Here is a 10,418-nt window from a genome sequence, read left to right as displayed (position 1 = left end):
AGCTCGACCCCGGCGAGCGTCACTGCAGCTGATCGGAAGGATTTGAACCCCAGCATTGGCCGCGTCACTCGTTTGACGGCTCTCTCGTCGAAGATCAAGATGAGAGCTGTCGTGGCTGGTTAGACGTCTCAAGTTCCCTAACCGGAAGGCGCTGCTGCCACCGTGGCCGACGTATCGCCTTTTGGTCGCGCCCCCTTGAGGGGCGAGCCCCGCACCACGAAGTAAATCATCTCAGCTATATTTGTCGTATGGTCACCAATGCGCTCGATGTTTTTTGCGCAAAACAGCAGATGGGTACAAAAGGTGATGCTGTGAGCATCCTCCATCATATAGGTAAGCGCCTCGCGGAATAGCGATGTGTACATGCCATCGATTTCTTTATCGCGGTTCCACACCGCGATCGCTTTTGCAGCGTCGAGTTGTGCGTAGCTGTCGAGTACGTTCTCAATCTGAGCGATCGCAAGATCGGCCATATCCTCCAAGCGCTTCATCAACCCCCTTGGATGCGAATCGTCCTTTATTACGGCCATCCGATTGGCGATATTCTTGGCGAAATCGCCAATGCGCTCGAGATCGATCGAAATGCGCATCGCCCCGACGATCACACGCAAGTCATCAGCCACCGGCTGGCGCTTGGCGATCAGGTGAATGGCCTGCTGCTCGATCCGTTGCTGAAGTTCATCGACAGCGTCATCAGCGGAAATCACATGATTGGCAAGGTTTTCATCGCTATTGATCAACGCGCTGATGGCGTCACGAAACTGCTGTTGAGTAAGAGCCCCCATCCGCGCAGTCAACTGGGTGAGCTCGTGCAACTCCTGCTCGTAAGACTTGACGGTATGTTCAGTCATGTCATCTAGCCTTTCGCTTACCGTGCGCTTCGCAGAGCCGACGGTCATCCAAAGCGCCCTGTGACATAGTCGTGCGTTCTGGGTCGCTGCGGATTCTCGAAAACGGTATTGGTGTCGCCGTATTCGATGAGACGCCCGAGATACATGAAGGCCGTGTTGTCGGATACTCGGACGGCTTGCTGCATGTTGTGGGTTACGATGATGACTGTGTATTTCCCACGCAGTTCGTCGATCAATTCTTCGATTTTCGCCGTTGCGATCGGGTCGAGCGCCGAGCAAGGCTCGTCCAGCAACAAAACCTCCGGGTCGCCCGCGATCGCGCGAGCAATGCAAAGCCGTTGCTGCTGTCCTCCTGACAGGCCGAGGGCCGAGGATTCGAGCCGATCCTTCGCCTCGTCCCATAACCCTGCGTCTTTAAGCGCTCGTTCGCAGGTCTCGTCGAGCCTCGACTTACTGCGCACGCCATCGATTCGTAACGGATAGACGACATTCTCGTAAATCGACATCGGGAAAGGGTTGGGCTTTTGAAAGACCATGCCCATCCGTTTGCGCAGCGCAATGACATCGATGTTCGGCGCGAAGATGTCGGCGTTGTCGAGCACAATCTTTCCGGTGACGCGAAGATTGTCGATGAGATCATTCATACGATTGAAGCAGCGCAATAAGGTCGACTTGCCGCAGCCCGAAGGGCCGATAAGCGCCGTTACCAAGCCGCGCTCAATCGAGAAATTGTTGTCGAATAACGCCTGAGAAGCTCCGTACCAAAGATTGAACTGCCGTATCTGTATGATCTCACCGTCTTCTCCCCTCATGGGATGAAGGGATGCCGGTTCGAACGCCGGCTTGACGGGTGCGTCCACAACCTCCGACATCGGTGCGTCCCTCATCAAAACTGGTTGCCGGCAAATTGGCGCTTCAGTCGCGACCGGATGACAATTGCGGCGAGATTCAGAAAAGTAATGACCGCAATCAGCAAGCAAGTTGTGACGAAGACCATCGGCTTACCGGCCTCTGAATTGCGGGATTGAAACCCCACGTCATAGATGTGGAAGCCGAGATGCATGAAGCTGCGTTCGAGATGCACAAAGGGAAAGTAGCCGTCGAACGGCAGCGTGGGGGCGAGCTTGACGACGCCAACGAGCATCAATGGAGCCACTTCGCCGGCGCCCCGGGCCATCGCCAGAATGATCCCGGTCATGATTCCGGGCATCGCGCGCGGCAAGACGATGTTCTTGATCGTCTGCCACTTCGAGGCGCCGCAGGCCAGCGACCCCTCGCGCATTGAGCGTGGAACCGCAGAGAGCGCTTCCTCCGTCGCTACGATTACGACGGGCACCGTCAGGAGCGCCAATGTTAGCGCGGACCAGAGAATTCCGCCGGTGCCGAAAGTAGGGGCCGGAAGCCGCTCGGGGAAGAACAGGTCATCGATGTGAGCGCCGATTCCGTAAGCGAAGAAGCCGAGTCCAAAGACACCGTAGACGATCGACGGGACGCCGGCCAGATTGTTAACCGAAATACGGACAATCGAGACGAGACGCCCTTGTTTGGCGTATTCACGCAGATAAAGAGCGGTGATGACGCCCATCGGCGCGACGACGAGGACCATGAGCAGCGTCATCGCGACCGTGCCAAAGATGGCGGGTAGAACGCCGCCCTCAGTGTTGGCCTCGCGCGGCTCAGCGCTTAGGAACTCGCCCCAGCGCGACAGATAGATGGAGACTTTGTCAAAAAAGGACAGATTATTAGCGGGATAGAACCGCACCAGGCTCGAAAGCGGCAGGACCTTCTCCTTGCCAGTGACGTCGGCGAGCGTCACGGTGTTGAGTTGGGCGATCGAATTGAGGCGAACGGCCTCGCCCGTCAGCCGATCGTACTCGGATTTGAGTGACGGGATTTGCGCCGCCTCGGCTAGTCTCGCCTTCTCGGCCTGTGTGGAGGCCGGGCCATGTTTGATCTCGGCGCGCCGAACATCAAGACGAAGAACTTCCAGATCATGATTGACGCGCCCGATAAGGTCCCGCTCGATACGACGGATCGTCTGCCAGCGCGCGCGCGCTTCCTTGTGCGCGGCAACAAGCGCGGGATCCTTTGGCGTGGGGTTGGCCAGATCTCGATCACCGATCTTGACCGACCTGATGCGGCCAACGAAGACGCCCCATTCCAATCGTTCGATGAAGACCATTTCCTCGGGATAGTCGATCTTATCGACGTCGTGGTCGGAAACCCAGCGAAAGTCCTCGTTGTAGAGATCGTAGTTTCCAATGCGGTAGAGCGTGCGATGTCCATAACCGCCATTCACCGCTACTTTTGCTGCCTCAGCGGGCGGCAGCGCTTTTATGGCGTCCGGAGACAGTCGATAGAGCTCCGGACGGGTCGGCTCGCCGGCAACCATGGCGCCAGACCTGAGGGTCACGACGGCGACAGGTTTCGGAATAAACGTTACCAAGCCATTCCAGAAGACGAATAACAGGAAGCCGATAACCATGACGATGCCGATCGTTAGGGCAGCGCCAAGCGCCCACATGAAGGGCTCGCCGCGCGCTGAAAGGGCCGTCGCGGGGCTGCGCCGCACCACCGCGGACGGCGCATCAATTGGCCGGATCGCCGCCTGATCGGTAGTCACGTTATCCATGGCAGTCCTTTATAACTGCGCAGCACGTTTCCGGAACTTCAGCCGGACCATCTCGGCCAAGGTGTTGATGACGAACGTCATCACGAACAGAGCGAGCGCCGCCAAGAACAGCATTCGGTAGAGCGACCCGTCTTTGACTGCTTCGGGGAGCTCCACGGCGATATTGGCCGAGAGAGCGCGCAAACCGCTGAAGATGTTCCAGTCGATGACCGGCGTGTTCCCGGCCGCCATGACGACGATCATGGTTTCCCCAACGGCACGTCCCAGGCCGACCATTACTGCGGCAAAGATGCCGCTCAAGGCCGTCGGCACGATGATCGAAATGGCGGTCTGCCAAGGGGTCGCGCCACAGGCGAGGCTAGCCGCACGCAAGTGTTCTGGAACCGCCGTCAGAGCGTCCTCGGCGATCGTGTACATGATGGGAATGACCGCAAAGCCCATCGCAAATCCGACGACAAACGTGTTGCGCTGGACATAGGTGTTGACGACGGCGCCCCGTGCGTCAATGCCGAGGGTCAGAAGCGCCGTGGCGAGCAGCCAAGCGAGCCCGAGCGAACCTGCCAGAAAGGCGAGCCATCGACCCAAGTCTACGAGCGCGTTGTCACGCTGACGGGAGGAGCCGCCGCCTGGCATGAACGGCAAAAACCCCCGGGCATCGGCGAACAACAGGATTGCGAAGGACACGGGCCAAGTGAGGAGGGCCATAAACGGGCGGCTCGATCCAACATCGCCATTTGCCCACGCCTTGAAGTCTCCGCCGAACAAGGCGGATTCGAACCAGGGCGCCAGATTGAGCGCCAAAATGACGCCGACTACGAGCACAGCGCCAATGAAAAGCATCTTGCTGCCGCCACCGACCCTTAGCGCAATATTTTGCGGTACGAATTGCCACAGATAGGCTCCAAGAAAGACGGAGAGTGGCAGGACCACAACTGCCAACACGATGGCTGCGATCCAACTCTCGACGATGGGCGCCAGGACGAGCGCTGCGATGAATCCGAGAACGACGGAGGGCAGCGACGCCATCATTTCCATGGTCGGTTTGATAATGTTCCGCACGCCAGGCCCGACAAATTCAGATGTGTAGATCGCCGCGCACAGCGCGATCGGAATCGCGAACAATAGCGAATAGAACGCAGCTTTGATGGTGCCGAAGACGAGCGGGACGAGAGAGAGTTTGGGCTCGAACGTGTCTGTGGCCGAGGACGACTGCCACGTATAGCCTGGTTCAGGGTATCCCTCGTACCAGACCTTGCCGAAAATGGACGAGAAGGTAGTCTCTGGATGCGGCATCTCTATACGCCAATTCCAGACAGCTTCATTCTTGCCGATCGCCACGACGCCATCCTCGCGCGGAGCTATCGCGACCGCAGTCACCGCGCCTCCAGGAGCCGCGAGCTTCAATAGCGTCTGGTCGGTGGTCGCATGCCGCACCCAGACATTGCCGTTCGCATCGGCGGTGATGAAGGATTTGCTTCGCGGGCTCGCCGCTAGAGCGACAATCGCATCGGGTTGGCGCTCGAGTTCATGCGTTTTGACGAGCGCGAACCCGTCCGCTGTATCGGCGCCAGGGCGCTGGAGCCGGAAAAAGACGTTGACGGAGCCATCCGCGCCGCCGACCACGATCGACTGTTCGCCGGCCAGAAATCCGAGCGCGGTCACGCCAACGCCATCTGGCGTCAGCTGGGTACGCTCAGCCAAAATTGGCTTTTGAGGATCGCGGGTGTCATAGCGGAATACGTTGCCAGCGTCCTCGACGACATAAAGCTGGTCGGCCAAGCTCGTCATGAGGATCGATGCCACCTCCGTGCCTTTTGGCAGCGATGGAAGGTCGATCGAGTTGAGAGTTGTCTGTGCGCGCGTTCCGCCCAACAGACTGCGTTTGGTTTCGAGGCGGCTGAGGCGGACGGCGCCATTAGCGTCAATTGACACGAACGAGCGTGTCGGCCGCTCGACGGCGCCGCCCAGACGGTAATCCAAAGCTACCAGGGCCACTCCCTCAGGAGCGATTTGTTGTGGCTCGTCCAAGTCGACCGATACCGCGATGCGACGGACCTGGTCGTCATCGATGACGGAATACACAGCGTCGCCATCGGTGCGGTCGTCGCGCCCGAGTTCGTTCAATCCGGCTGGAACGGCGGAGGTCTTGAGAATTGTCGTCTCGATCTTGATGCGACCAAGGCGCAAAGTGCCATCATCGAAGCCGATCGCAACATTCTCGCCGTTCAACGTCCGCGCGAAGGACGCAATTTTTCGTTTGCCGATTTCAAACTTGCGCGACTTGATCAAGCGCCCTGTCGCAAGGTGATTGATCGCAACTTCACCATTGCGTTCGACGGAAACGACGATCGTGTGGTACTCGTCCACGAGTTCTGTAAGAACGTCGCTTGCCGCTCCTTCCAGCTTTGCCTGGCTTTGGGTGACGGCATGACCGCCGGAGAATAATGGCCATACGACTGCAGTGAGAAAAATCATAATGCCGAAGACGGCGAGAATAACGCCGAGGCCGCCAATGGTGATGGTCCAATTAGCAACGGCGTCGACAAAGAGGACCGAACGGCGCGTCGTGCGCGGGGGGCGCCGCGGCGCGGCAGTTGGCTCCCCAGAGCCAATGGCGGAAGGATGCCCTTGGACGCCGTCATCTGTCATAACATCATGTTCCGCTCACCGGCACGCACGCTCCCTGAAAAAACGGAGCGATGCCGGTTCGCTCTTGCCCGGCATCGCCGCGCGCGATGGCGATCAGTTGGCCGATATCCCTAGGGCCTTCAGGTTCTCCAAACGGAGCGAGTTCGTGATTGGGTAATAACCACCCTTGATGGTGTCGGTCTGACCTTGCTTTGACAGTGCGTATTTGATGAACTCAGCGCGCAGGGGGTCTAGCGGCTGATTAGGATTCCTGTTGACGTAGATGTAAAGGAAGCGCGCAATTGGATAATTTCCTGAATAAGCATTTTCTGCTGACGTGTCGTAACACTTGTCGCCAGCCTTGACTGCGAGCGGGACGGCGCGAACATCGGCCGTCTTGTAACCGATGCCGGAATAGCCGATCGCGAACTTGTCGCTCGCAACGCCTTGCACGACGGCCGACGAGCCCGGCTGCTCCTTGACCTGATCCTTATAGTCACCCTCGAACAACGCCACTTCCTTGAAGTAGCCGTAGGTGCCCGACGCGGAGTTGCGGCCATAGAGTGAGATCGGTTTTGCCGCCCATTCGCCAGTCAGCCCAACGTCGCCCCAGGTGGTGATATCCTTGTTCAAGCCGCCCTTGCGCGACTTTGAGAAGATGCCGTCAACCTGTTGCAGGGTCAAGCACTTGAGCGGATTGTCCTTATTGACATAGACCGCAAGCGCGTCGATCGCTACTTGGAACGAGGAAGGTTTATACCCGTATTTTTTTTCAAAGGCTTCGATCTCCTTGGCCTTCATCGGACGTGACATCGGACCGAATTGCGAAGTGCCCTCTACCAGAGCCGGTGGCGCTGTCGATGAGCCCTTGCCCTCGATCTCGATCTTCACGTTGGGATACTTGGCCTTGAAACCCTCGGCCCAAAGCGTCATTTCGTTGTTCAACGTATCGGACCCGATCGACTTGAGCTGGCCCGAAATGCCACTAACGGACTTGTAGGTCGGGAGCGCCGGATCAAGATCAAACGCGCCTGCGCTAGTAATTAGCGCCGCATTTGTAGCTAGCACGGCAGCGAAAGTTTTGAGTTTCACGGATTTCCCCCCTTTTGTAAATCTTAGCTGATGAGCTGCGGATGATCCCCGAATGGGCCCCTTTTGAATTATTATTTGATCGACGTCTCTAATACTTGACGGATAGATGACGTTTTGATGATAGAATTAAGAAACACCCCTTCCAGCGCATCGCGCCCGGGGCCGCCCGAGCAGAGACATGGATTGCTCCGGGGGCCTTCGACTCCCGCTCGACCTTCGGCGTCTTTGCCGATGGAAGGACGAGCACGCACGCTCTGGGTCTGCTCCAACGACGCTTCGGGGTTAGGCGTTACTGGACCAAGTTCAGTCGCCGGCAGCCATCTTTCGAGTGAACATCGAGGGCGGCAAGGCAGGCGCCATCGTCAAGCTGACGACTTCCTACTGATCCCATGCTAGGAGAGCCGACGGCTGATCCCGAAGAGAAGCGCGGGCTTGCGAGCTCGCACGCCAGACTTCCGAGCTTGCGTCGAGATAAGGACGGTCGAGTATGTATATGTCTCCGACATATTTTTTTGCGTCACGCATACGACAACTCTCAAAAATCTCTAGGCGGCCTCCACGGGCAAGAGCGCCGCCTGCTCGCCTGGCTCGCAATTTTGTGCGCCTTCTTGCTCGCCGAACTCGCCGGCGCGACACAATCGGAAAATAACCACGTCACGCCGTAAGGACCTTTCTTCGCGGAGCAATGAATAGTATCTTAATGTCATGTTCGAGTTGAGATAATACTGTTATGCATGCGTGCTAAAGTCTATTGATCAATGCTGTAGACGAGCGATCAAACGTATTCCAAAGTGTGGCCGTGACGGTGCTTGGCTTACGCTTGCTTGATCTGTTGCGGCGAGGCTTGTCTGTTGTACAGGAGTGCGCGTATGATGAAGTATCTCGTCATCGCTATGCTTAGCGTCGTCTTTGGCAGCGGCGTCGCCGAGGCGAAAGCTAAAGGAAAGGCAACCAAAGAATGTTTTCCTGTCCTTCGCATACCGCCGGGCGACCCAGCGCCCCCTGACGGTCCCATCCCTTACTCCTCTTGGTACTACGGCCTCTACGAACCGTTTTGCAAAGGCAAATCTGAAGCAAAGTGCATTTGGGCGTGTGCAAAGGCGCCCCTAAGAACCGATCCGAAAAGACTGGATTCATGAACAATTGGTTGGTCGTGTTAGTCGCTTGAGCATGATGCGGATCATGGCCAGGCGCACGCAGGCTGCGACGGTTTATACGTAGCGAACCGCCCCGGGTTTGCCGGAGGCCGTTTGAGTCACGCCGCCATGGCGCGCTCTTTAGGTTGCGCATAAAAGTGCGCTTCGCCTTCACCCGGCGGAATGTTTCCGATCGGCTCCAGCAGTCTCTTATTGTTGAACCAGTCCACTCATTTGAGCGTGGCGAACTTGTCCTGCTCCAGGGAGCGTCAGGGGCCACGCCGCCAGATCACTTCCACTTTGTACGGCTCGACGCCGGCGTCCTTCAAGCGCTCAGTGTACTTGATCGACACACATTGGGCGGATTCAATCGGTCGTCGCAACGATCTCAATGGAGACGGCGATGGCGCGGACGAGAGCAAATACCGAAACATCTGACAGAAAGGCGATGCGCTCGCCTGGCAGGCCGCCAGCGGCCGTCCGGGAGCAGCTTGTTCAATTCTGGAAAGCAATTGCCGCGGGTCGTACAAGCGATGGCGCCGGTATAGATGCGGGCGTCTCCCCGGCGGTCGGCGTCCGGTGGTTTCGGAGGGCTGGCGGCATGGCGCCGTCGCATTTGTCGAAAAATTCCAAGCCGCCTTCCGGGCGCTATCTGTCATTTGCCGAGCGAGAAGAGATCGCGATTCTTTACGCACAAGAGCAGGGCGTCTGTGAGATTGCACGCCAATTGGGGCGAGCAGCCTCGACCATCTCCCGCGAACTGCGTCGCAATGCCGCGAGGCGTTCCGGCGGCTGCGATTACCGCGCCACGGCCGCCCAATGGCATGCGGATCGATCGGCTCAGCGACCAAAACCGTCGAAGTTGGCGACGAACTCCCGTCTGCGGCAGTATGTTCAGGAAAGGCTGTCCGGCGAAATCAGCTCGGGTGATGGCTCGAAAATATCGGGGCCGAAGGTCGAATGGAAAGGCCGGAAAACGGGGCCCCGCCAAAGTCGTCGCTGGGCGTGCGCCTGGAGCCCCGAGCAGATCGCTCGTCGACTGCCATTGGACTTTCCTGACGACACGGAGATGCGGATCAGTCACGAAGCAATCTATCAAGCCCTCTTCATCCAAGCGCGCGGCGGGCTCCGACGCGACCTGACCGCCTGCCTTCAAACAGGGAGAGCGCTGCGGACGCCACGCGCGCGTACCCGAGGAAAAAACAAGTCTTTTGTCTCGTCCGAGATCATGATCAGTGAACGTCCCGCCGAAGCCGAAGACCGCGCCGTTCCGGGCCACTGGGAAGGTGATCTGATCCTCGGATTGCACAGTTCGGCCATCAGTACGTTGGTCGAGAGAACAACACGCTTCACGATGCTTCTGCATCTTCCTCGGATGGAGGGACATGGCGAATCGGCACGCGTCAAGAACGGGCCACCTTTGGCAGGGCATGGCGCCAAGGCTGTTCGTGATGCAATCGGTCGGACGATGACCCGGCTCCCCGAACAATTGCGTCGATCGCTGACCTGGGACCAGGGAGCAGAAATGGCTCAGCATCCACGCCTGCGTATCGATACCGGCCTGCTTATTTATTTTTGTGATCCGCACAGCCCGTGGCAACGAGGCACGAACGAAAACACCAACGGGCTGCTGCGCCAGTATTTTCCCAAGGGAACCGATCTTTCCAAGCATAGCGCCGAAGCCTTGGAAGCTGTCGCTCAGGCCTTGAACACGCGACCGCGAAAAGCGTTGAATTGGCGAACGCCCGCGGAAGCGTTGAACGCTTTCATCGGATGAACTATTTTACAGTCGTTGCGACGACCGATTGAATCCGCCTTGCGCGCCGCGGTCGCTGTGATGAACAAGGCCGGCGCCTCGAAGGGGACGCCGCTCATGCAAAGCCTGTTCGAGCGCGTCGAGCACAAAGTCCGTTCGCGCCGAATGTGACGCGGCCAGCCGACGATCCGTCGGGCAAAAACGTCGATGACGAAGGCGACGTAGACGAAGCCGGCCCAGTTTGCGACATAGGCGAAGTCCGCCACCCATAGCGCATTCGGCCGATCCGCCTGGAACTGCCGGTTGATCTTGTCCAGCGGGCA

At 58.2% G+C, this 10,418-nt stretch carries 6 protein-coding genes and 3 pseudogenes; 1 reads left to right on the top strand and 8 read right to left on the bottom strand.

The features are described from left to right. The 7 genes and pseudogenes from NEI07_RS17200 to NEI07_RS17170 form a co-directional block, all read right to left on the bottom strand. Window positions 1–89 (bottom strand): annotated as a pseudogene (locus NEI07_RS17200) (IS6 family transposase); the annotation flags it as partial. A 48-nt stretch (window positions 90–137) separates the two neighbouring features. After that, window positions 138–899, bottom strand: coding sequence for a phosphate signaling complex protein PhoU (gene phoU, locus NEI07_RS17195; protein ID WP_256036263.1), 762 nt, complete (start codon window positions 897–899; stop codon window positions 138–140). Further along, entirely contained in the window at window positions 896–1,663 is a 768-nt protein-coding gene (pstB, locus tag NEI07_RS17190; protein WP_256036267.1) for a phosphate ABC transporter ATP-binding protein PstB, read from the bottom strand. Before pstB ends, phoU begins: the two co-directional genes overlap by 4 nt. A 74-nt stretch (window positions 1,664–1,737) precedes the next feature. Continuing rightward, window positions 1,738–3,483 (bottom strand): phosphate ABC transporter permease PstA, encoded by a 1,746-nt coding sequence (pstA, locus tag NEI07_RS17185; RefSeq protein ID WP_256036262.1) that lies wholly within the window; start codon window positions 3,481–3,483, stop codon window positions 1,738–1,740. Between the two features lie 9 nt (window positions 3,484–3,492). After that, window positions 3,493–5,958, bottom strand: coding sequence for an ABC transporter permease subunit (locus NEI07_RS17180; protein ID WP_256036260.1), 2,466 nt, complete (start codon window positions 5,956–5,958; stop codon window positions 3,493–3,495). A gap of 267 nt (window positions 5,959–6,225) precedes the next feature. Continuing rightward, a complete protein-coding gene (locus tag NEI07_RS17175; RefSeq protein ID WP_256036257.1) occupies window positions 6,226–7,203 on the bottom strand; it encodes a PstS family phosphate ABC transporter substrate-binding protein in 978 nt (325 codons plus the stop codon). A gap of 1,255 nt (window positions 7,204–8,458) precedes the next feature. Further along, window positions 8,459–8,701: pseudogene (locus NEI07_RS17170) on the bottom strand (IS3 family transposase); the annotation flags it as partial. A 41-nt stretch (window positions 8,702–8,742) separates the two neighbouring features. Between NEI07_RS17170 and NEI07_RS17165 the strand changes: the two are divergent. After that, window positions 8,743–10,116: an IS30 family transposase gene (locus tag NEI07_RS17165; RefSeq protein ID WP_256036266.1), complete on the top strand. Its 1,374-nt coding sequence runs from the start codon at window positions 8,743–8,745 to the stop codon at window positions 10,114–10,116. Window positions 10,117–10,125: 9 nt separating this feature from the next. On the opposite strand, the pseudogene NEI07_RS17160 reads toward NEI07_RS17165, so the two are convergent. Then, window positions 10,126–10,418, bottom strand: a pseudogene (locus NEI07_RS17160) (DDE-type integrase/transposase/recombinase); the annotation flags it as partial.

The organism is Methylocystis suflitae (assembly GCF_024448135.1).
GTDB classification, from domain to species: domain Bacteria; phylum Pseudomonadota; class Alphaproteobacteria; order Rhizobiales; family Beijerinckiaceae; genus Methylocystis; species Methylocystis suflitae.
This window is presented reverse-complemented; position numbering and strand designations above follow the sequence as displayed.

What these genes read in the sequence shown, in the direction of transcription:
- phoU (WP_256036263.1), bottom strand. Translation starts at nt 899, where the DNA reads ATGACCGTCGGCTCTGCGAAGCGCACGGTAAGCGAAAGGCTAGATGAC.
- pstB (WP_256036267.1), bottom strand. Translation starts at nt 1,663, where the DNA reads ATGAGGGGAGAAGACGGTGAGATCATACAGATACGGCAGTTCAATCTT.
- pstA (WP_256036262.1), bottom strand. Translation starts at nt 3,483, where the DNA reads ATGGATAACGTGACTACCGATCAGGCGGCGATCCGGCCAATTGATGCG.
- NEI07_RS17180 (WP_256036260.1), bottom strand. Translation starts at nt 5,958, where the DNA reads ATGATTTTTCTCACTGCAGTCGTATGGCCATTATTCTCCGGCGGTCAT.
- NEI07_RS17165 (WP_256036266.1), top strand. Translation starts at nt 8,743, where the DNA reads ATGGCGCGGACGAGAGCAAATACCGAAACATCTGACAGAAAGGCGATG.